Raw genomic sequence first — 22918 nt, forward strand, 5'->3', positions numbered from 1 at the left:
CCTGTAATATAAACTTTATACATATTATAAACGGTATATCTCTTTATCGAAAGAGATATACCGTTTCATTTTGGTGTGTATTAACTTACCTGTTTCTGTTTTTTATTTGTTCCCGTTAAGAGACGTTCTTTACCCATCAGTATAATACAGATAATACTTAGAACAGCTGGGATAAGCGCCCAGCAAAATGTATCGGCAATAGATGTCCCAAGTGCTTGTTTAATTCCATCCAATATTTGAGGTGGAATTTTTTCAGTAGCATGTGGTGACAATAAAAAGCTTGTGTCTCCACCTGTTGGTACCATTTTTTCTAATTCTGGAGGGAAAACAGCTTTTAATTTATCAGTGAAAATCTGATTTTGAATCGTACCGAAAATTGTCACACCAAGAGTCATTCCAAGAGAACGGAAGAAAGAGTTTGTTGATGTAGCAGAGCCGCGATCTCTCATTTCTAAATTGTGAATAGAAGACATACTTAAAATAGAGAATGAGAAGCCAACTCCAAGCCCAGTTAGAATCATAAAGGTTGTTACGAGTGTACGTGATGTTTCTAGTGTTAATGTGCCAAGTGAATAAATCCCAAGTACAAAGAAAATTCCAGATACGATCATAATGTTACGGTAACTTGTTCGAGACGCCAATTGTCCACCTACTTGACTTCCGACTACAGAACCGACCATCATTGGTGTTAAAATTAATCCTGCATTAGATGCTGAACCGCCAAGAACGCCTTGGACAAAGATTGGAATGTAAACTGTACAAATAATAAAAGTTGCTCCATAGAAAAAGGCAACACCTTGGCTCGCTGCAAATAAGCGCTTTTTAAATAAATGGAAAGAAATAATTGGCTCTGTTGCTCGTCTTTCTACGAAGAAGAAGATAATAAGCATAATAGCAAAAGTAGCAAATAAGCCAAGAATCATATTAGAATTCCAAGCATATTCCTTACCACCAAGTTCTAGAGCAAACATTAAGCAAACAATGCTTATTACAAGTGTAATGGCACCAGCCCAATCGATTTTTTGTTTTCTATATTGTAGAGATTCTTTGTAGTACTTCGAGATGAAGAAGAAGGAAATAAGCCCTAATGGAATATTGATATAAAAGACCCAGTGCCAACTTATATAATCAGTAATATAAGCCCCTAATAAAGGACCGAATACGCTTGATGTTCCAAAAACTGCTCCAAATAGTCCAGTCATTTTCCCTCGTTTTTCCGGCGGGAATATATCATACATGATTGTGAATGCAATTGGCATTAAAGCGCCGCCACCAATTCCTTGAATCGCTCTATAGATACTTAACTGTTCAATACTTGCTGCTGTACCGCAAAGAATAGAACCAAGCAAAAAGAGAAGCAATCCACCGATATAAAAACGTTTACGTCCATACATATCAGATAATTTCCCGAAAATCGGCATCCCTGCCATTGTTGCTACCATATAAGCTGATGTGACCCAAACAAATTTATCAAATCCTCCTAGGTCTCCAACAATTGTCGCCATGGCAGTGGCAACGATTGTATTATCCATTGCTGCCATTAAAATACCAAGTAACAATCCAGCAACAACAAACTTTGTTTTACTTCCTTTGTTTTGAGATGCTTGTTCTTGCAAACATACCCCTCCTTTTATATAAGATCAACTGTTCTGTAGGAAAATCTTATTAGTAGTTCGTACTTTAGCATGTCTTTATGTAGGACTATAATTTCACTATTCCTTTTATAAGAGAAGATAGTGCCATAAAGAATAGAAAGCATAAATCATATTATAGTCAAATTTGACTAAAAGGCAAATTTTTTTATTTTATCCCGCTATTTTGGGGCAGTAATATTCCCACCTCAAGATTTAGCGAAAGCTCAGAGGTTAGGTGAGAGCTAATAATCAGTGGGGATGAAGAAAATCTCTACTGAATTAAAGTTTCACTTTATAGCTTTTAATATTGAAGAAACAAAAGGAATCTAGCGAATGAAGGAGTGTATAGCTATTTAAAATGGTTTTTTAATCACGTCGTCGAATAAGATAAAGAAGAAAGATAAAAATGTTGAAGACGTGTATTTTTATTGGAATAAATAGGGGAATGTTTTAAGGTGAACGAATTGGAGAAGGGTAGTTTATTATTTAGGAGAGCAGAATAAATTTGTACAGATAATACCATCTGGAATGAGGTGAATTGTGATTGTGAAAATGTGGGAAATAAGTCTAGATAAAGAATTGTTTCCGTTATCTTTACAACCTGTTATGTGGATGGAAGGTGGTTCTAAAGAAGTTACGAGCAAACAGTCCAATCCAAATGTAGCGGTAACATTACAAATTCGCAGTAAAAAAGAAAAGTGTTTTTCACAAGAAGTTGTTTATGATGTACATGAAATTCTTTTTATTCAATTAGAAGTTGAAAACATAGGAAGCGAAGAAATTTCTCGCGTAATCGTTAGTCATATGATTCGTGATCATTTTGCATATATCCCTAATACATTACAAACGAGTAAAGGGACGGGAGAGTTTTTATTCCAACTTGTAAGGTGGAGGATTGATGAATTACTACCAGGTGAAAAAGCTCAATTAATCTGTCAGGTGAAAGCATCACGTATACAAATCCCGTCTCATATTTCGTTACGTGCTACATACACATTTCAGCAGAAGGGCCGATTATATGGACCACTTCAAACAAAAGAAGCAATATTGATACAACAATAAAAAGGAGCCCCGGGAAGTGGGTTCCTTTTTTAATGCAAATTATGCTTCTTTAGTAATTCTTTTTGTTCCAGGCCTTTTTTTCCTACATAGTTATTTTTATATCCGAAGTATAAAATAAATAAGAAAGAAGCAACATTTATGATAGCATCAATTTGGTCATTTGTAATAAAAGAAAGCCCGAATGATTCAAATAATAGTTTTAATGATAAGAGAAATCCGGCTAAAAAACGAATGACGTCTGAAATATTTTCTCTTTGTAACATCTTTTTCTCCTTTCGGTAATGGATATATATTATATAAATACAAATTGAAAGACCGACATAAAACCTTTTTTTAGGTGGTAGAGAGCATCTGGCCATGCAGACCCTTTTCCTGCCCCATGCCAATTTAAAACAAAGAGAGAAAACAAGTAGCGGTCACTTTTCGTTCTTCATAGCATCGATTTATATGTTGGAAAATCAAAATAGATATATACTATATATATGAAATAGAAAAGAAAATGAATACAAGTTTAAGAGAGAAAATGTACGAAAAATACGTACATTTTTGTTTTGTAAAAAAATATTATTGATATAGAAGCATACAGTATGATTAGTAATGCAAGATGTATAGATGCTCAATCCTTTTTGCTTTACTTATAATTTATATTATATAAAAGGTATTCAGTTATTATTTTAGACGGTAACTTATCCAGGAGAGCGAAAATCATTAGAAGAGCTATGAAATAAAGTGAGAACTCAATCGTATAACATAGAGATTTAAAAAATAGAGAATTATAAAAGTTTCTTCGTAACAATTTCATCTCTTTTGTTACAAAAAAATGATATTTTGTAACAAAAGTCTTTAAAAATAGATTTAAACATCATATAATTGTAATGGATGTGTCAATACATTTTGCACAATGTCTTTTTATTTAAAAGTGTAGGGAAAACAATCTCTACACTTTTCCTTTTGAGGGAACAAAAAGAATATTTGTAAATTGTTGCAAGTAAACCTTTACACTGTGTAAAATGAACAAGAAAAGATTGATAGAAAGAGAGAAGGGGAATGGTAGAATGATAGACGTGAGGAGCCGACGATCACCTTTGATCAGGTGGCTAGTTATAATTGCTATTGCAATTAGTGCTATCGCGGCGGGGTTTTTCATATTTCAATCCTTTACATCACCTGCAAGAGCTGTAGCCACTCAGGTAAACCCAATCCAGCTTGCTAGTGAACAGGTAAAAGTTGAGTTGGATAAAAAAGCACCGGTGAAATTTAATGGGGAAGTACGCAAAGTTGCATACTTAACTTTTGATGATGGGCCGAGTGAATTTCAAAAAGAAATTTTAGATATCTTAAAGAAAAATGAAATAAAAGGAACATTTTTTATGATTGGTGGAAACATCCCTTCTCATACAGAGAGTGTGAAACGTTTAGTAAAGGAAGGACATTATCCAGGTGTTCATAGCATGACACATGATTATGCCAAACTGTATAAACAAGGACAGTTTGTAGAAGAGATGAAACAAGCGCAGAAAATTGTGAAAGATGTTACAGGGATGGAACCTAAGCTTGTTCGTTGCCCGTACGGAAGTATGCCAGGGCTTAATCAAGCATTGCGGGACCAAATGGCAACAGTAAATATGAAAGAATGGGACTGGACTATTGATTCTTTAGATTGGAAATTACCAGGGAATCCGAATGGTGTAGTACAAAATGTCATTTCAGGGGCTAAACAAGAACGTGAAGTCATTTTAATGCATGAAAAAAAACAAACTGTACAAGCATTGCAAACAATTATTGATGATCTTCGTAAAAAAGGGTATGAGTTTGAAGTGTATGAAGAAGCTGCTCATTTTCCATTAAATTTTTGGCATGATGATCGTATATAAGTAGGAGGAAAAAAAGTTGAAATATAATAAAATAGCAATTGTAGCGGCTTTATCTATGACATTATTAGCTGGTTGTTTCGGACCAAAACCAGAAGAGGAATTATATGTAGCATTTGAAAATGCTGCGAAGCAAGAAAAGCCAATGTTTGAAGACGCGAAAAAATTAGAGGCATTAGAAAAAGAAGGCCAAACATTATACGGTCAAATCGTGCAAGAAGGAAAAGATAATAATCAAGCTGCGAAAGAAAAATTAGATCAAGCAATGAAAAATACAGCAGAACGTGGAAAAGTAATTGATAAAGAAAAAGAAGCATTAAACAAAGCACAAGAAGAAGTGAAATCGGTTGATAAATATGTGAAAAAAATCGAGAATGGTAAGTTAAAAGAACAAGCAGACAAAGTAAAGAATACTTACGAAAAACGATATGAGTCTTTTAAGAAGATGTATGACAACTATAGTAAATCATTAAAGTTAGAAAAAGAATTATTCACAATGCTTCAAGATAAAGGAGCAAAATTAAAAGATATTAGTGAGAAAGTAAAAACGGTGAACCAATCTTATAAAGATATTGATGCTGAAAAAGATAAGTTCAACGAATATACAAAATCATATAATACAGAAAAAGTAGCATTTTATAAACAAGCGAACATTAAAATAAAAGAAGAGAAGAAATAAAGCAGGTTGGCCATTATGGCCAAGCCTGCTTTATTTCTTTGTATACGTACGCCGATACCAAGGAATTGGTTCGCTTAATTTTTTTTCCTGTTTTAGCGCTTCCGGCCCAATAAAATCTTGAAGCGTTTTTTTTGCTACTACTAAAGAAAGAGTTGTTTTGGGGTTTCTATAGGAAGATTCAAGGCTACCGAGATGTGGGAGAGTACTGAAATCATCTTTTGTAGGAGGGATATGGAAAAAATAGTCACCTAACCGAACGAGAACATCTGATTGTTGCTGACTAAAACGTGGATTCCTAGAGAAATGTAATCCTTCTTTTATTGCTTTCTTTTCACTAATTAAACGTTCTAAAGCAATCTTTTTCAACCAATATAAATATTTAGGATTTGTAGCAGCTTTGGCATGCCGGTTCACAATGAAAATAGATTGAGCTAATTGATCAATAGAATATTGTTTGTGTGATTGAGACTGTGGTTGTGAAGGTTTCATAGTGGGACCCCTTTCTAGTTTTTCAATATTATAGCATAAATAAAAGTAGTTTTTATTATATACAAAAAATGATTGTATACATTTTCAATATTAAAGCAATATTGTTACAAAAAACAACTATTTTGTATAATAGTGATAGGAATGATTTCTAGAAATTTGATAATGAAAGAGTGAGAAGTGTGAAAGATATATTGAAACAGCAATATGCCATTATTGATATTGGTTCAAATACAATGCGATTGGTGATTTATGAAAAACAAAATGGAGGCTTTTATAAGGAAGTTGAAAATACAAAGGTTGTTGCACGATTAAGAAATTATCTAATAGATGGTGTGTTAATACAAGAAGGGATGGATATACTGCTGCAAACATTACTTCAATTTCAAGAAAGTACAAGGTTTCACGGATTACATAATGTGCTTTGTGTTGCGACAGCAACAATTAGACAAGCAAAGAATCAAGAAGAAATAAAAAAACTTGTAGAAGGAAAAACTGATTTTGTGCTTAGGGTATTATCTGAATATGAAGAAGCACGCTATGGTTACTTAGCTGTGATGAATTCAACTTCTTTTACAGAAGGAGTTACTGTCGACATAGGTGGGGGAAGTACAGAGGTTACATATTTTCGGGACCGAGAAATTGTAGAATATTATAGCTTTCCTTTTGGAGCGCTTTCTTTAAAACAACAATTTATTCATCGTGAGACACCAACCACAGAAGAATTAGAAGAATTAAGAAGATATCTATGGTATCAATTTCAAACGTTACCTTGGTTAAAGGAAAAAAGACTACCCCTTATTGCTATAGGTGGGAGTGCTCGAAATATGGTGAAAATTCATCAAAATGCAATTTCTTATCCGATAGCAGGTTTGCATTTATATAAAATGAAGGAAGCAGATATAAGGGATGTAAGAGAGGAACTAGAAAGTCTTTCTTTTACAGAATTACAGAAGTTAGATGGGTTAGCAAAAGATCGAGCTGATACAATTATTCCAGCGATAGAAGTATTTTATATGCTAACAAATATTATACAAGCCCCATCATTTGTATTAAGCAGAAAAGGGTTACGAGAAGGTGTTTTCTATGAGGAACTTACAAAAAAATTAGGTATTTCTTATTATCCAAATGTAGTAGAGGAAAGTTTACACTTATTGTCCTATGAATATGAAATGGATATGAAATTTGTCGTTCAACTTATTAAGCAAGGAACGTTAATTTGTACACAACTTGAAGAGTCTGAAATTATTTCTTTTTCAGAAAAAGATTGGGGTATATTTTATCAAGCTGCCAAAGTATTTAATATCGGGAAATACATAGATACAGAAGCAAGCCGTCTGCATACATTCTATTTATTGGCGAATAAAACAATCGACGGCATGATGCATAAAGAACGTATTAGACTTGCACTCATCGCATCTTATAAGTCGAAAATGCTATTTAAACAGCACTTAACACCATTTGAAGGTTGGTTTGATAAGAGTGAACAGAAAAAAATTCGATTGTTAGGGGCAGTTTTACAATTTTCAGCTGCTTTAAATGTGAGACAAAGGGCGCTTATTGAAAAGATTAACGTAGAAAAAAATAAAGAGAAGCTTGTATTCCACATTGTTTGTAAACAATCAGCTTTAGCAGAAAAGGTACAAGCAGAAAAGCAGAAAAAGCAGTTAGAAAAAGCATTGAAGATGAATATTGATTTAATATTTGAAGAGGAATATTAAGTTGTACGGATGTCTTTACAAAAGTTTTACACTTCGATAAATTGGAATTTGTTACAATAAATGTAACTAAATTATATTGAAAAAGTTTCAAGGGAAGTGTGAGGGGAAATGGAATTGGAATTGGAATTGATGAAGGAAAGCTTTGTAAATTTGAATGATACTGCTTACTATAATAACCGTGAATTAAGCTGGCTTGCTTTTAATGAACGTGTGTTACAAGAGGCACAAGATGAAAGTAATCCACTTTTAGAAAGATTAAAGTTTATTAGTATTTTCAGTTCAAATTTGGATGAATTTTTTATGGTACGTGTTGCTGGATTAAAAGATCAAGTAAAAGCGGGCTTCAATCAACCAGAAAATAAGGCTGGATTAACACCAAAACAGCAGCTAAATAAAATTGCTACGAAAGCTCATGAATTGATGACAGTTCAGTATAATACATTTAAAAATACTGTGCTGCCAGCGCTTGGAATGGAAGGTATTGAGCCGTTAACATTTCAAGATTTAACGAAAGAGCAACGTGAGTTTATTGAAGAATATTTTGATGAACAAATTTTTCCAGTCTTAACACCTGTAGCGATAGATGCATATCGTCCGTTTCCGATGCTTTTAAATAAAAGTTTAAACTTAGCTACTATTCTCTATGATGAGAAACAGGTAGAGGAAGAGAACAGAACAAAGCTTGGTATTGTCCAAGTGCCTTCATTACTCGAGCGTTTTATTTTTTTGCCAAGTGAAGATCAAAAACATAAATTTATTTTATTAGAAGACGTAATTAGTAGTTTTACTCATAAATTATTTACAGGATATAAAGTATCCTCGGTCACTCGTTTTCGTATTACGCGTAATGCGGATTTGACAATACATGAAGAGGGTGCACGTGATTTATTGAAAGTAATTGAAAAAGAGTTAAAAAAACGTAAGTGGGGGACGGCTGTTCGTTTGGAAATTGGAAAAGAACACGTAGATGAAAGAGTTTTAGCTTTATTATATGAAGTGTTAGAGGTAAAGGATGAAGATGTATATATGATGGAGGGACCATTAGATTTAACATGTTTATTTTCCTTATACAAAAAATTAGCACCTTTATATGAACATCTTGTTTATCCAGCTCTTATTCCGCAACCGCCTCAAGATTTAGACGATGAAGAAGATGTATTTGAGAAAGCAATTGAGCACGATATTTTATTGCATCATCCATTTGAATCTTTTCAGCCAGTTGTTGATTTTGTGCGTGATGCGGCAGATGACCCGAATGTGCTGGCTATAAAACAAACGTTATATCGTGTAAGTGGAGATTCTCCGATTATTCAGGCATTAAAGACCGCAGCAGAGAAGGGGAAACAAGTAACAGTGCTTGTTGAATTAAAGGCTCGTTTTGATGAAGAAAATAATGTCCATTGGGCAAAGGAACTTGAACAAGCGGGTTGCCACGTTATTTATGGTGTAAGTCATTTGAAAACACATAGTAAAATTACACTTGTTGTACGAAGAAAAAACGGAAAAATCGAAAGATTTGTACATTTAGGGACAGGAAACTATAATGATGCGACTGCAAAGCTATATACGGATTTTGGCTATATTACATCCCGGAAAGATTTTGGAGTAGATGCAACAAATTTCTTTAATTATTTGAGCGGTTATACAACGAAACCTCATTTTCATCATTTGTCAGTGGCACCTTTTGATATACGCCAGCAATTTATGGAGCTAATAGATGAAGAGATTCGCTATCATAAGCAATATGGTAATGGACACATTATTGCTAAGATGAATTCATTAACAGATAAACCGTTGATTCAAAAGTTGTATGAGGCATCGCAGGCTGGAGTGAAGGTGGAACTTATCGTGAGAGGAACATGTTGCTTACGCCCTGGTATTCAAAATGTAAGTGAAAATATTAGGGTGATTAGTCTCGTTGGGCGCTACTTAGAACACAGCCGTATTTATTATTTCCATCATAATGGAGATGAAAAAATTTATTTATCTTCCGCTGACTGGATGACAAGGAATATGGAAAAGCGAGTAGAAATATCTTTTCCAATTCTAGGCCTTGAAATGAAGGCAAGAATAAACGCAATATTACAGCTTGTTTTAGCAGATAATGTAAAAACGCGTGAACAAAACAAAGATGGTGAATACTATTATGTAATCAATAATAGTTCGCAAGAGATTGATAGCCAAGTGAAATTATTTAAGATGGCTTATCAAAATACTGATGTAGAGTGATGTTTTGTATATATGAAATAGTTAATAATAACTTATGAGTAAGTACCTAGTACTAAGATTATAAGGATATTATATATGAATACAAATTGAAAAAAACGACATAACTCCTTTTTTTAGGTGGGAGAGAGCATCCAGCTATGCATAGGAGCGGTCAATCCCACTTCCTGCTCCGTGCAACGGTAAAACAAAGAGAGAAAACGAATGCAGATCACTTTTTGTTCTGTATAGTAGCGGATTATATATTGGAAAATCAAAATGGGTTCATATAGAAAAATGATCAAATAAAATTTCAATTAATAGAAATGAATGAAAAAAGCCTCTTATATAAATAAGGGGCCTTTTCATAGTTTTTGTTTATATCAATAATAATACGGCTGGCATGGCCCTCCGTAACAAGGAAACGGTGTTGGCGGATATGGAGGATAGTAAGATGGTCTAGGGCCGAATGCTAATGCTCCGCCAAGTAAGCCGCCAGCAAGTCCTGCTAAGAATGGAACACCGAAGAAGGGTAAGAAGCGTGAGTCACTTACTGGGCCAATGGGTCCTGAACGAACTAGATAGGGCTGAGGATATGGGTACATGTAAAAACCTCCTTTATTGGACTCATTGTTATCATATGGTGAAAAAGCATGGATGAGCGAGTACAAGAAAGGATATATGAGAAAATAGGCAATTATAGGTTACAGGTGCTGAAGGGTGAATACTGTAATTTCAGGCCTGGACAAAAAACGAAATGGAACACGTGTCCTTCCAAGACCGCGATTTACATAAAGGAGTAATTCTTGAATATGATAAAATCCCTCAATGTAATGTTTTGCTAGTGCTGGGGTAATGATCGCTCCTAAAAAGGGAAGTTGTACTTGTCCACCATGACTATGTCCAGAAAGTTGGAGGTTTACTGGGAAGTTTGCAATTTTAGGTGCTATATCAGGTTCATGTACGAGCACAATTGTATATAGCTCTTTTTGCACATGGTGTAATGTTACCTCGATTTCTGGTTTGCCAAGAAGCATGTCATCGATTCCGAAAATAGAAATTTCACTATTATCGAATAAACGAATACGTTTTTCGGTATTTTGTAATACTTCAAAACCTGCATCACTCATAATTTGACTATAGTATTCGGTTCCATACCCACCATGATCATGGTTTCCATAGATTGCAAATTTACCAAAGGGTGCACGAATATTTCGCAAAATTGAAGAAACAAAAGGAGTTTCGCTATATGTTTGGTAGTCATCGATTAAATCACCAGTAAAAAGGACAATATCAGGCGCAGCACTATTTATTTTTGAAACGATTGTTGAAAGGTGCTGGAGAGAAAAATAGTATCCTAAATGTAAATCACTAAATTGGACGATTTTCATACCGTGAAAGTTTTTGGGAATAAGTGGAGAACGAAGGGTATGATGTGTGAAAGAAAGAAAGTTCGGCTCTATATATTTTGCATAGTAATAGCCGAGACCAGCTGTAATACAAGTATAGAGACAAGTGCGTATTCCTGTTTTTATAAAGTTTCTTCTCGTTATTTGTTTCATAGGAATATGAGCGAACCTATAGTATACAAAAGGAAGTTTATAAGATATACAGGCAAATCATTATAGGTCACTTGGCTCTCCTTTCCATTTATTTCTTGTTCTAGAATTATATTTTGAGATATCGAAAAGTAGTATATATAAATACAAATTGAAAAACCGACAAAAACCTAATCTTTAGGTGGGAGAGAGCATCCGGCCATGCATAGAGGCAGTCAGATTTTTTTCCTGCCCCATGCTAAGTGAAAACAAAGAGAGAAAACAAGTGCGGGTCACTTTTTGTTCTGCATAGCAGTGGATTATATGTCGAAAAACCAAAATGGATTTATATAGATTATAAGAAATATGGCAATGAAAGTGATTTACTTATCTAAAGATATCAGAAAAATTTAAAAATATAAAGATTTCTATGAAATAAAGTGGTAAAATGAATGTGTATTCATTTTTAGGGAGGGGAAATTTTGAAAGAAAAAGTAGCGATTATAACAGGTGGTTCAAGCGGAATGGGAAAAGGGATGGCAGCTCGTTTTGCAAAGGAAGGAGCACGCGTTGTTATTACAGGGCGTACACAAGAAAAGCTGGAAGAAGCGAAAAAGGAGATTGAGCAATTTTCAGGACAAGTATTGACAGTACAAATGGATGTTCGAAATATAGAAGATATAAAAAATATGATTGAATATGTTGATGAAAAATTTGGACGCATTGATATTTTAGTAAATAATGCAGCAGGTAATTTTATTTGTCCTGCGGAAGATTTATCGATTAATGGTTGGAATGCGGTTATTAATATTGTGCTTAACGGAACTTTTTATTGTAGTCAAGCAGTAGGGAAGTATTGGATTGAGAAGGGCATAAAAGGAAATATCATTAATATGGTAGCAACGTATGCATGGGATGCAGGACCGGGTGTCATTCATTCTGCTGCGGCGAAAGCAGGTGTGTTGGCAATGACAAAAACGCTCGCTGTTGAGTGGGGGCGTAAATATGGTATTCGCGTCAATGCAATTGCTCCTGGACCAATTGAACGAACAGGTGGTGCGGATAAATTATGGATTTCAGAAGAGGCAGCCAATCGTACACTGCAAAGCGTCCCGCTTGGTCGGCTTGGTACGCCAGAAGAAATTGCGGGTTTAGCTTTTTATTTATGCTCTGATGAGGCAGCGTACATAAATGGAACGTGTATGACAATGGATGGTGGACAGCATTTGCATCAGTATCCATTTTAAAGGGATTATATAAAGTGAAACGTGGGGATTACTGCCCATGAATGTGAGGTAAAATGTGACGGATTTGTGACATATGAAAGAAAAGTGTTTACAACAGGTGTTTTATAAGGTATATTTAAGACCTCTTTTTTCTTCATAGTAGAATTGCTAATTCCCCTTAGCATTTTACCCCTCTAATCCCTTCAGGAAAACTGAAGGGATTTTTTATTATTTTTCTATACATACCGTGTTATAATTTTTGAAAAGTAAAGGGAGGGAAACATTTTGGTAGATGCATTAGATGTGATGAGTAATTTAGATAAAGTCCTTCCTTATTATCAAGCTATTTTTAGTGCTGATGAGCATACAGTAATTGGATATGAGGTAGTAGGACGTATCCAAACGGAAGAAGGGATACAAAGTCTTTCTTCTTTTTTTCATGATGATTCCATTCCAGGTGAATTTCAACTAGAGGCGGATAATGTCATAGTAGAAAAAGCATTAGAACGTTACTTGGAAACAGATCAAAAATTTTTATTGTTTATACATCGGGGTGCGAACATATTAATGAATGATGAAGATGAAAGTTTACTTCATTTGCTGTTAATGTATGAAAAAAAAGGATTGAACTTAGGGAATATCGTTTTAGAAATAACAGAGCATGATTGTAAGGAAGATATAGAACAATTTAATCACTTACTTATGTATTACCGTACATATGGCATTCAAATTTCAATTAATAAAGTAGGGACAGGTACGAGTAATCTAGAACGAATTAGTGTGCTGGCACCTGATATTTTAAAGGTGGACTTAACGAATTTAAGACAAACTGCACTTTTACAATCTTATCAAGATATTTTATATTCTTTGTCTTTATTAGCAAGAAGAATTGGTGCGACATTATTATATGAAGAAATTGATGCTTTTTACCAACTGCAATACGCTTGGAAAAATGGTGGAAGATATTATCAAGGGGATTATTTAAAAAAATGTTTACCTGATTTTATTGAAGCGGATATTTTAAAAGAACGTCTTGGTAATGAATGTCATCAATTTATTCAACATGAAAAGAAAAAACTACAAAAAATTTATCAATTAACGGAAACATTGCGTAATCAAGTTGGGAATGTTTTATCTAAGCAGAAAAAGAATGAAGACGTTAATGATTGGTTATTGCATTTTAGTCAACATGTATCGCATTATAGTTTTCGAATCTTTATTTGTAATGAAGACGGCTTTCAGCAATCAGGAAACATTATGAAAAAAGATGGTGAATGGATTGTTATGCCAGAGTATTATATGAAAAATTGGAGCTGGCGTCCGTATTTTTTAGAAAATATAATGAAAATGAGATTTGAAAATAAAGCAAGACTCTCTGATTTATATGCAGATATAGAAACAGGAGAGATGGTACGAACGTTTTCCTTTCCAATTGACGATGAACATTTTTTATTTATTGATTTGTCCTATGAATTTTTATACGAAGAAGATGTTTTATTTTAATGCACGAAGCAATTCGTGCATTTTTTTGTTTGTTTTTAGCATAAATTGGTAATAGTGAAAAAGATGGCAAAAATGCTGTCTATCATTGTAAAGATTTTACGAACGAAACCATCCCTTTCTTTACATAATCATTGTTACAATGAATACTACAAAGACAAGCTCTGTTAAAGGAAGGTGAGAAAATGAGAAAATATGGAATTTGGTTTGTTCTATTTTTATGTGTTGCCTTTCTAGTTGGGTATAGTGTTACAACGGTTCTTGGTAAAGAAGAAATAAAAGTGGATCGAAAAGAAGTGTTTACAACCATTCAAAAGGGATATGAGGTACAATTTTCAATTCGTGGGAAGCATTTATCAATGGGGAAGATGTATGATGCACTATCACCTTATTTTACAAATAACTTTCTTCAAGTTTTTACAGATGAAAATAGTAACGGTGACAAACAAAGTGGTGAACATTTACTTCCTACAAAAGAAGCTCCTTTTTCTTTTACTTCTCAAACAAAGTTAGCATTTGACGAAGAACATGGGCTTTTATACGTATATGAATGGGTGAAAAATGAACAATATCAAATTATCACGTTGCAAAAGGAAGAAGGGAAATGGAAATTAGCTGGTTATCATGAGAGTCAGGAGCTTTTAATAGAAATGAAAAAATTACAAGAGTTGAAAGAACAGGAATAGGTGAATCATTGCCTATTCCTGTTCTAGATTTAGTAACTGTTGTAATTTTTCAATTTGAAAACCAGAGACAACTTCCCCATCAATGACAACGGTTGGAGTTGAGTATGAGTTATAGTCATATAAAAGACGGTCGCGAGCAGCGGTATCCTTTTTGACATCAAATTCTTTGTATGTTATGTTGTTGTGTTTTAAGAATTCTTTTACAATGGTACATGGTGGGCAATCTGGTTGTGTATAAACCTCTATTTTTTTCATTATAAATCCTCCTCTTTTTCTGCTTTTTATTATATTCCGCAGCTACAAAAACCGCAATAAAGGAAAAAAAAGATTTCCTTTCCGCTTTTTACTTCTTTTTTCGACAAATTTTAGTTGAGTTTCTCGTCAAGAAGCTTTATCCTAGAGTGTGGAACATTTTTTCTGTTATGACGGATAGAATGAGTATAGCTGTAAAACCTATTGGTAGGAAGATTAGAGAAAGGGGAGATTTCATGTCTCTACTCCAAGGAATTTTAACTCGACTTGTTAGTCTACAAGAACAAGCTGAAAGCGGTGAAGTAGCACAACGCTATTTTGAAGTGAACGGTGAACGCAAATGTAGCGTGAAATTTTTCGATAAAAGTGAAATGTATGAGTTAGAAGTGTATCAGCAAGGCGAAAAGCCACAAGTGTATCAATTCGATAACATTGATATGGTTGCAATTGAGATCTACGATATTATTTCTTGATACATACAAAAAAGGTACCGCGAGAAGCGGTACCTTTTTTGGTGATTTTAATAATAACTTCATTCTTCATTAATGGGTAGTAAGAGGATAAGGAATTAAAGAAGATATGTGGAGATAACGATTTGTAAAAGCTTGATGGAAGTTTCACTTTATATGTATAAGATTTTTTGGTTCTTCCTACACTGGTATTAAAAGTTTGAAGGGAATGTGGAGTGTGGAACGATTACCAATTGTTGTTTGTCCAAAATGTCATATGTCATTTGAAATTGATCATGTGCTAACAGCTCAGTCTAATCAGAATGTAATTTATACTTGTCCAGCATGTAAGTATTCCATCCGAAATATAGAAACAAGTAAAGGATAATAAAGTCATATTTTCCTCTTTTGTCCCATACAATGAGAATGCAAAAAGTCTGTCTAATCGAAGGGACGTGACTATGTGGACGGTGAGCATCCATTTTATAATGTATCAGAGAGAAATATGAATTTTGAAACGGTTTTCTCACGCATCTGTAATTTTATTAAAAGAGATCCACGCAATTTATATCGACTGTCTATTGGAACTGATTCACAAGCACATCAAAAAGATACTCGTTTTATTACGGCAGTGCACATTCATCGTGTTGGGAAAGGAGCATGGGGATGTTTAAAACATAAAGCAGTACATAAAAGACCACCTACCTTACGTGAGAAAATATATTTAGAAACACAGTTTAGTCAAGAAGTCGCCTGTTTGTTTACACCGGAACATATAAGGCGGATATGGGAGATTTTACATCCATACGCTCATGAAGGAGCTGGATTTGTAATGGAAATTCACTTGGATATAGGAAATAATGGATTAACAAAAGAATTTATTTCGGATATGACAATGAAGGTGAAGGCGATGGGGCTGACTGCAAAAATTAAACCTGATGCTTATGCAGCTTTTAGTTATGCAAATCGATATACAAAGTGAAAAACTGAATTTTTTATCTATTAAACTAAGCGAATATTTTATATAATAAATAATAAGAAAAAAGCATAAGGAGAGGAGTATATGCAGACGGAAGTTACTTTAACAAACGAAGAAAAAAGCTTGCTGTTAGATATTTTATTTCGTCAAAACTACGCTACTGAAATTCTAGCTGTTGAGCTTACAGATATTGAAATTGGTTTAAAAAAAGCTGATATTTCCCAATATAGAAGAATTACAAGGTTATTTAATCGATTAAAAAATGAAGGATACTAAGAGCTACCAGAAAGGTAGTCTTTTTTTTGTGTTCTATGGTAAAATGAACTGTGTATCATTATTTTTTGTTGTAATAAATAAGGACAAAATAATAATATGAAAACGCTATCATAAGATATGAGTAGAAATGGGAAATAAAGTGAAACTTTTAGCCGTGGATATGATTAACTTCGAACAGTAAGGTTCTTATGAATAGTCTATTGGAGATCATGTTAGCAGGAAAAAGGGAGAAAAAGTGGGGGATATAAAATGATTAGTATTCCGAAAGATGAGTTTCAACAAGTTCTTGTAAAGGATTTAATGATTTCATCAGAAAAAGTTGCACATGTTCAAATTGGAAATAGCTTAGAACATGCTTTACTTGTTCTTGTAAAGTCTGGATATTCTGCGATTCCTGTTTTAGATCCCATGTATAAATTGCATGGATTAATAAGTACTGCGATGATTTTGGATGGTATTTTAGGGTTAGAACGCATTGAATTTGAAAAGCTTGAGGATATGAAAGTGGAGAATGTAATGAAAAAGGACATTCCGAATCTTGGACTTGAAGATTCATTTGCTAAAGCGTTAGAAATGACAATTGATCATCCATTTATTTGTGCTGTAAACAATGACGGGTACTTTGAAGGAATTTTAACAAGGCGTGCTATTTTAAAATTGTTGAACAAAAAAGTAAGACAGTATAATCGATAAAGAAGGGTAAGCGACTTCGAATAAAAAAGAAGTCGCTTTTTTATCATGCGTCTCTTTTCCATTGTGTATAGGGAACAGCGTCAACAAGTATAAAAGGTTAAGTGAAATGTCAATTTATCCAAGCTTCTTGAAAATAAAAATTAAATATCGCATGTTAGAGAATAGTGCAACATATATATTGAGCTTAGATGTAAGATAAGGAAAGAGGGAGAAAGTTGCAAATTGATGATTTTCAAATGATGGTTGTTTTAGCACAGGAATCCAATATGAGAAAAGCTGCGGAGCGCTTATTCGTTTCACAACCTGCACTCAGTCAACGATTACAATCAATGGAAAAACAGTGGGGAATGAAATTTTTTATCCGTTCTCAAAAAGGCCTGACAATTACACCAGAAGGGGAAAAAGTGGCCAATTATGCGAAAGATATGTTGCAAAGGGAAGAGGCAATTAAAAGTGAATTAGCAATCTATCGTACGGAAACATATGGGACATTAAAGATAGCTGTGGCATCTGTGATTGGACAATATTGGTTACCACCTGTTTTAAAGCGGTTTGTACAAAAATATCCATTTGTTAAAATTTCCCTTTTCACGGGATGGAGTAGTGAAGTACAGAAGCAATTCTATGAAGGGGATGTTCATGTAGCTATACTACGAGGGAAACAAGAATATAAAGGGTATAAACAGCAATTATTTGAGGATGAGCTGTATTTAGTTGACACAGAAATTAAAGATATTTCTATGTTGAAAGATACAAACAGACCGTTTATACAATTTAAAAGCGATTCCACATACTATGGACAAATACAAAATTGGTGGTATAGTTTATTTTCTAATCCTCCTAAACGAACGATTGTAGTTGATCAAATTGAAACATGTAAGCAGCTCGTTTTAAATGGAATTGGTTATGCGCTGTTGCCTTCTACTGTGTTAAAAGAAGTAAGAGAAAAGACATATAAAACGCCTGTTCAATTGACTCGAGAAACGTGGTTATTGACAAGCGATTCTGCAAGGCAACTTAAGCAAGTGCAAGCATTTTTAGATATTATAGAAGAAATTCAAATGGAAAAATAAGATTATTGTCTTGCTAGTAGCTCTTTCGTTTGGTAGAGTAACATTATAAATGGATTTAGGAGGCAACAAGCATGAAAATGATGGATGCAAACGAAATTATTTCGTTTATTCAAAAAAGCGAGAAGAAAACTCCTGTAAAGGTATACATAAAAGGGGATTTAAAAGAAGTAACATTCCCTGAAACAGTACAAGCATTTGTAAATAAAAAATCTGGTGTTTTATTTGGAGAATGGTCTGAGATTAAGACAATTCTTGAAGACAATAAAAAGCACGTTGTAGATTACGTTGTTGAAAACGACCGTCGTAATTCTGCTATTCCAATGCTTGATTTAAAAGGTATTAAAGCTCGTATTGAACCAGGTGCAATTATTCGTGACCATGTTGAAATCGGTGATAATGCAGTTATTATGATGAATGCAACGATTAATATCGGTGCAGTAATCGGTGAAGGTTCAATGATTGATATGAATGCAGTGCTTGGCGGACGTGCTACAGTAGGTAAAAACTGTCACGTTGGTGCTGGGGCAGTACTTGCAGGTGTGATCGAACCACCTTCTGCAAAACCAGTTATCGTTGAAGATGACGTTGTAATTGGTGCAAATGTAGTTGTCCTAGAAGGTGTTACAGTTGGTAAAGGCGCGGTTGTTGCAGCAGGTGCAGTTGTAACGGAAGATGTACCGCCATATACAGTGGTTGCAGGAACACCAGCTCGTGTTATTAAAGAAATTGATGAGAAGACAAAAGCAAAAACAGAAATTAAACAAGAACTTCGTCAATTAAACCCAGAAAAATAAAGTACAAAAGCGTAAGGGCAAATAGGCTCTTACGCTTTTTATAAAGTGAAACTTTTACGGGCAGTTGATCACCCACCTAACTTCTTTGCTTTCGCTGAATTTTGAGTTGGAGGTCTTACTGCCCGCGAATAGCGAGATAAATGGTGGTGGAGACATGACAGTCAGTAAATTTGTACAAATTCGTAGGGATTTACATAAGATTCCGGAGTTAGGGTTTAAGGAATGGAAAACACAACAATATATTTTAGATTATATTTATACTCTTCCTAAGGAATATATTGAAGTTAAAACATGGAAAACGGGCGTAATCGTTAAAGTGAATGGCAGAAATCCAAGGAAAACGATTGGTTATCGTGCAGATATTGATGGTTTACCGATTTCAGAGGAAACTGGGTATGAATTCGCTTCTATTCATGAAGGAATGATGCATGCATGTGGTCATGATGTGCATGCTACAATCGGCTTAGGACTCTTAACAGCGGTTGTAAATGACAGGATAGATGATAACCTTGTAGTTATTTTTCAACCGGCGGAGGAAGGACCAGGTGGCGCTTTACCTATGTTAGGAAGCGAAGAACTACAAGAGTGGAAGCCTGATATCATTCTAGGTCTTCATATCGCACCAGAGTATCCAGTGGGGACAATCGCAACAAAAGAAGGATTACTATTTGCAAATACATCGGAACTATATATTGATTTAAAAGGAAAAGGTGGACATGCAGCATATCCACATACTGCGAACGATATGATCGTTGCGGCAAGTCATCTTGTTACACAGCTTCAATCGGTTGTTAGTCGTAATGTGAATCCACTTGATAGTGCGGTTATTACAATTGGTAAAATTACAGGTGGTACAGTCCAAAACATTATTGCAGAAAAGTCTCGCCTAGAAGGGACAATTCGAACACTATCAGTTGAATCGATGAGACGAGTGAAGAGCAGAATAGAAGCGATTGTCACAGGTATCGAAGCAGCATTTCAATGTGAAGCTGTTATTGATTATGGAGCAATGTATCATCAAGTATATAATCATGAAGAGTTAACGCAAGAGTTTATGATGTTTGCATCTGAGCAAACGAATATGAATGTTGTTACATGTACAGAGGCGATGACAGGAGAAGATTTCGGGTATATGCTTCGTGATATCCCAGGATTTATGTTTTGGCTTGGGGTAGACTCAGAATATGGTTTACATCATGCAAAGCTACAACCGAAAGAAGAGGCAATCGAACAAACCATTTCGTTTTTAAATCAATATGTAAAATGGAAAGGGAACAGGGGTTAAAGCCTGTTCTTTTTATGTGGAAAATTATAATTTATGATGCATTTTTTTTGTAATTCTAACACAATACTTTATAATGGTAGGTGGAGGAACAAGTTGTTAGTAAGTTATTTTATAATAATTATCAAATAAAATTGACTAAAAACTAATTCCTCTTATATAATACAAGAGTAGACAATATATGATAAAAAATTTACGGAGGTTGATACATATGGCAGAACGTATGGTAGCAAAACAAGCGCCACGCTTTGAAATGGACGCTGTTATGCCAAACAAAGAATTTGGTAAAGTAAGTCTTGAAGAGGTTATGAAACAGGACAAATGGACGGTACTTTTCTTCTATCCAATGGACTTCACTTTCGTATGTCCAACAGAAATTATCGCACTTTCTGATCGTTATGATGAGTTCGAAGATTTAGATGCAGAAGTAATTGGTGTATCTACTGATACAATTCACACTCACTTAGCTTGGATTAACACTGACCGTACGAAAAACGGTTTAGGTGAATTAAAATACCCTCTAGCTGCTGATACAAACCATGTAGTATCTCGTGACTACGGTGTATTACTTGAAGAAGAAGGTATCGCACTTCGTGGTTTATTCATCATTAGCCCAGAAGGCGAATTAATGTACCAAGTTGTACATCACAACAACATTGGCCGTGAAGTTGACGAAGTAATTCGTGTTCTTCAAGCTCTTCAAACTGGTGGACTTTGCCCAGCAAACTGGAAACCAGGTCAAGCAACTTTAAACGTTTAATTTTATTGTGAAATATAGCAGGGTCTAACAATATTTTGTTAGGCCTTTCTCTACATTCGTAAGGGGGGAAAATCATGAAATTACGTCAACCAATGCCTTCTTTAGACGGTGCAACAACAGTGTTAAATGGAGAAGTAGTACGTGAATCACTAATTGGCGAAAAGCCAACACTTATTCATTTCTGGTCAGTTAGTTGTCACTTATGTAAAGAAGCAATGCCAGATATTAATAAATTCCGTGATGAATATAAAGAGCAATTAAATGTTGTTGCAGTTCATATGCCACGTTCAGAAGAAGATTTAAATCTTGAGCAAGTGGAAGCAGTTGCAAAAGAGCACGGAATATCCCAACCGATTTTGGTGGATAACCAACACAAGATTGCCGATGCATTTGAAAATCAATATGTACCAGCGTATTATGTATTTGATAAAAATGGTGTGCTTCGTCATTTCCAAGCAGGTGGAAGTGGAATGAAAATGCTAACAAAACGAGTAAATCGTGTGTTAGATGAAGCGAAAAAAGAAGCTGAATAAGATGGGAAGCTTTCTCTTTACATGCTAGATGACTTGGAAGGAGAAGTTTCTTTTGATATGTGCAAAGCCTCCTTTTCATTAGGAGGTTTTTGTTTTATTACGCTATTCATGGGTGGTAAGAGCTCCACCTCAACATGCAGCGAAAGTAAAGAAGGTAGGTGGGGGGGAGAAACCTCCATTGATTAAAATTTCACTTTATAAATAGTAGGATAAATGAGAAATGGGACGTGTACATACTAATTTAGAAATAAAAATCTTACTGAAGGAAATGGAACTGTATGTTTTAGTTTACTTTTTATGCGATAAATGTGTAAAATCAATGTGATATATAGAAAAAAGGGTGGGGAATCAGGTGCAGATTGGCAGTGCAATCTTGTGTTTCTTTTTATACGCATATGTTATTATTGCAGCAGTTTATTTCGGGATAAGTTTTTACGCATATCGCTTAACGAATAAACGAGGATATGAAGAAACATATAAATGGGTGAAAGGTTATTTATCACCAGTATTAGAGATTATGAATGGATTCGTTCTTTTTTTATTTATTGGTCTAATTGCCTTTTCGACAAGTCTAGTTGGAAATAAGACAACATTATTTGTAATTGGCGTCACTATTTTTATGCTTTTAGGAATTCGAATAGGAAATGCTGTGTTTTGGAATGAAAGGAAAATTGACGGATGGACAGGTATGCTGATTCCAAGTATGTTAGCAGCTATTGTTACGAATATAGAACATGAATATAATCAGTTACATTTTTGGTTAATCATCGTATTAACAATTCTTTCTGTCCTGTATATAAGTACAGCATTTTTAACGTATTGCGCAAATGAAAAAGGTGATTTTAATGGGATTCGATTTTTTCGGAGTCGAGCGTTATTTTGGAGTGTTCCCACGATGTTAGTCATTGGAATTATTGCACTTGTTGTAAATGGATATAACTTTGCAGGATGGCAAGTGTTTTTAGAGACCTGGTGGATATTTATTATTTCATTTTGTGCATTTTTAGGAGCAACTCATTATTTATTTCATCAACAGCATTATAAATGGGCGCTCTTATTTGCTTTTACACAGCTCTTATTTGCCTTTTTTGGTCAAGAAACATTATTATTTGTGTTTCAAACGTTTAGTTCGTTTGGAAATATTTTTGTTTTTGGTATGCTCATTTGTATTATTGCATTTTATTTGCAGCAGTATTTCTATATACAAAAGCAAAAATAA

The 22918-nt window shown here is 34.4% G+C and carries 25 protein-coding genes; 19 read left to right on the top strand and 6 right to left on the bottom strand.

From position 1 onward, the window contains the following. Nucleotides 1–80 precede the first annotated feature (80 nt). Entirely contained in the window at nt 81–1616 is a 1536-nt protein-coding gene (locus MHH71_RS23540; RefSeq protein WP_006095825.1) for an MDR family MFS transporter, read from the bottom strand. 564 nt (nt 1617–2180) lie between these two features. Here MHH71_RS23540 and MHH71_RS23545 point away from each other — a divergent pair. Beyond that, complete coding sequence (locus MHH71_RS23545) at nt 2181–2696, top strand: hypothetical protein (protein ID WP_029426891.1); 516 nt, start codon at nt 2181–2183, stop codon at nt 2694–2696. Nucleotides 2697–2725: 29 nt separating this feature from the next. Here the strand turns inward: MHH71_RS23545 and MHH71_RS23550 are convergent, their stop codons facing one another. After that, on the bottom strand, nt 2726–2959 hold the full coding sequence (locus tag MHH71_RS23550; RefSeq protein ID WP_003199911.1) for a phage holin: 234 nt from the start codon (nt 2957–2959) through the stop codon (nt 2726–2728). 792 nt (nt 2960–3751) lie between these two features. Between MHH71_RS23550 and MHH71_RS23555 the strand changes: the two genes are divergently transcribed. Beyond that, entirely contained in the window at nt 3752–4570 is an 819-nt protein-coding gene (locus tag MHH71_RS23555) for a peptidoglycan-N-acetylglucosamine deacetylase (protein WP_018780872.1), read from the top strand. 55 nt (nt 4571–4625) lie between these two features. Beyond that, nucleotides 4626–5246, top strand: coding sequence for a YkyA family protein (locus tag MHH71_RS23560; RefSeq protein ID WP_050774439.1), 621 nt, complete (start codon nt 4626–4628; stop codon nt 5244–5246). Between the two features lie 30 nt (nt 5247–5276). Here MHH71_RS23560 and MHH71_RS23565 read toward each other — a convergent pair whose 3' ends face one another. Then, nucleotides 5277–5735, bottom strand: coding sequence for a YkyB family protein (locus MHH71_RS23565; protein ID WP_006095822.1), 459 nt, complete (start codon nt 5733–5735; stop codon nt 5277–5279). Nucleotides 5736–5914: 179 nt separating this feature from the next. Between MHH71_RS23565 and MHH71_RS23570 the strand changes: the two genes are divergently transcribed. After that, the gene (locus MHH71_RS23570) at nt 5915–7453 is read left to right on the top strand and encodes a Ppx/GppA family phosphatase (protein ID WP_033799076.1); all 1539 of its coding nucleotides are present in this window, start codon (nt 5915–5917) and stop codon (nt 7451–7453) included. Between the two features lie 120 nt (nt 7454–7573). Further along, nucleotides 7574–9682, top strand: a complete 2109-nt coding sequence (locus tag MHH71_RS23575) for an RNA degradosome polyphosphate kinase (RefSeq protein WP_033799702.1) — start codon at nt 7574–7576, stop codon at nt 9680–9682. Nucleotides 9683–10041: 359 nt separating this feature from the next. On the opposite strand, the gene MHH71_RS23580 is transcribed toward MHH71_RS23575, so the two are convergent. Together MHH71_RS23580 and MHH71_RS23585 are read right to left on the bottom strand one after the other, a co-directional pair. After that, complete coding sequence (locus MHH71_RS23580) at nt 10042–10263, bottom strand: hypothetical protein (protein ID WP_003208297.1); 222 nt, start codon at nt 10261–10263, stop codon at nt 10042–10044. Nucleotides 10264–10362: 99 nt separating this feature from the next. After that, nucleotides 10363–11220: a metallophosphoesterase gene (locus MHH71_RS23585; protein ID WP_006095819.1), complete on the bottom strand. Its 858-nt coding sequence runs from the start codon at nt 11218–11220 to the stop codon at nt 10363–10365. Nucleotides 11221–11678: 458 nt separating this feature from the next. Here MHH71_RS23585 and fadH point away from each other — a divergent pair, with 458 nt between their 5' ends. From fadH to MHH71_RS23600, 3 genes are all read left to right on the top strand, one after another. Then, nucleotides 11679–12443 carry a 2,4-dienoyl-CoA reductase gene (gene fadH, locus MHH71_RS23590; RefSeq protein WP_003199919.1) on the top strand — a complete coding sequence of 255 codons (765 nt, stop codon included), beginning with the start codon at nt 11679–11681 and terminating at the stop codon, nt 12441–12443. Between the two features lie 264 nt (nt 12444–12707). Next, nucleotides 12708–13925: an EAL domain-containing protein gene (locus tag MHH71_RS23595; protein ID WP_003199920.1), complete on the top strand. Its 1218-nt coding sequence runs from the start codon at nt 12708–12710 to the stop codon at nt 13923–13925. A gap of 182 nt (nt 13926–14107) precedes the next feature. Continuing rightward, nucleotides 14108–14608 carry a DUF3993 domain-containing protein gene (locus MHH71_RS23600; protein ID WP_003199921.1) on the top strand — a complete coding sequence of 167 codons (501 nt, stop codon included), beginning with the start codon at nt 14108–14110 and terminating at the stop codon, nt 14606–14608. Nucleotides 14609–14620: 12 nt separating this feature from the next. Here the strand turns inward: MHH71_RS23600 and MHH71_RS23605 are convergent, their stop codons facing one another. Then, nucleotides 14621–14863 (bottom strand): glutaredoxin family protein, encoded by a 243-nt coding sequence (locus MHH71_RS23605; protein WP_006095818.1) that lies wholly within the window; start codon nt 14861–14863, stop codon nt 14621–14623. A 233-nt stretch (nt 14864–15096) separates the two neighbouring features. Here MHH71_RS23605 and MHH71_RS23610 point away from each other — a divergent pair, with 233 nt between their 5' ends. The 11 genes from MHH71_RS23610 to MHH71_RS23660 all read left to right on the top strand — a co-directional run bounded on the left by MHH71_RS23610 (nt 15097) and on the right by MHH71_RS23660 (nt 22918). Next, nucleotides 15097–15333 carry a YkuJ family protein gene (locus MHH71_RS23610; RefSeq protein ID WP_000055151.1) on the top strand — a complete coding sequence of 79 codons (237 nt, stop codon included), beginning with the start codon at nt 15097–15099 and terminating at the stop codon, nt 15331–15333. A gap of 214 nt (nt 15334–15547) precedes the next feature. Then, nucleotides 15548–15697 carry a hypothetical protein gene (locus MHH71_RS23615; protein ID WP_042511459.1) on the top strand — a complete coding sequence of 50 codons (150 nt, stop codon included), beginning with the start codon at nt 15548–15550 and terminating at the stop codon, nt 15695–15697. A gap of 75 nt (nt 15698–15772) precedes the next feature. Continuing rightward, nucleotides 15773–16291: a ribonuclease H-like YkuK family protein gene (locus tag MHH71_RS23620; protein WP_003199924.1), complete on the top strand. Its 519-nt coding sequence runs from the start codon at nt 15773–15775 to the stop codon at nt 16289–16291. 81 nt (nt 16292–16372) lie between these two features. Then, complete coding sequence (gene abbA / locus MHH71_RS23625) at nt 16373–16564, top strand: antirepressor AbbA (protein WP_003199925.1); 192 nt, start codon at nt 16373–16375, stop codon at nt 16562–16564. Between the two features lie 249 nt (nt 16565–16813). Further along, nucleotides 16814–17257, top strand: coding sequence for a cyclic-di-AMP-binding protein CbpB (gene cbpB, locus MHH71_RS23630; protein ID WP_003199926.1), 444 nt, complete (start codon nt 16814–16816; stop codon nt 17255–17257). Between the two features lie 215 nt (nt 17258–17472). Further along, entirely contained in the window at nt 17473–18330 is an 858-nt protein-coding gene (locus tag MHH71_RS23635; RefSeq protein WP_003199927.1) for a LysR family transcriptional regulator, read from the top strand. 71 nt (nt 18331–18401) lie between these two features. Further along, complete coding sequence (gene dapD, locus MHH71_RS23640; RefSeq protein WP_003199928.1) at nt 18402–19124, top strand: 2,3,4,5-tetrahydropyridine-2,6-dicarboxylate N-acetyltransferase; 723 nt, start codon at nt 18402–18404, stop codon at nt 19122–19124. A gap of 154 nt (nt 19125–19278) precedes the next feature. Further along, nucleotides 19279–20409, top strand: coding sequence for an N-acetyldiaminopimelate deacetylase (locus tag MHH71_RS23645; RefSeq protein WP_003199931.1), 1131 nt, complete (start codon nt 19279–19281; stop codon nt 20407–20409). A 208-nt stretch (nt 20410–20617) separates the two neighbouring features. After that, nucleotides 20618–21166, top strand: coding sequence for a peroxiredoxin (locus MHH71_RS23650; RefSeq protein ID WP_003199933.1), 549 nt, complete (start codon nt 20618–20620; stop codon nt 21164–21166). A 74-nt stretch (nt 21167–21240) separates the two neighbouring features. Further along, complete coding sequence (locus MHH71_RS23655) at nt 21241–21699, top strand: TlpA disulfide reductase family protein (protein ID WP_003208302.1); 459 nt, start codon at nt 21241–21243, stop codon at nt 21697–21699. Nucleotides 21700–22051: 352 nt separating this feature from the next. After that, entirely contained in the window at nt 22052–22918 is an 867-nt protein-coding gene (locus MHH71_RS23660; protein ID WP_016116081.1) for a cytochrome d ubiquinol oxidase subunit II, read from the top strand.

This window comes from Bacillus sp. FSL H8-0534 (genome assembly GCF_038005885.1).
In the GTDB taxonomy this organism is placed as follows: domain Bacteria; phylum Bacillota; class Bacilli; order Bacillales; family Bacillaceae_G; genus Bacillus_A; species Bacillus_A pseudomycoides.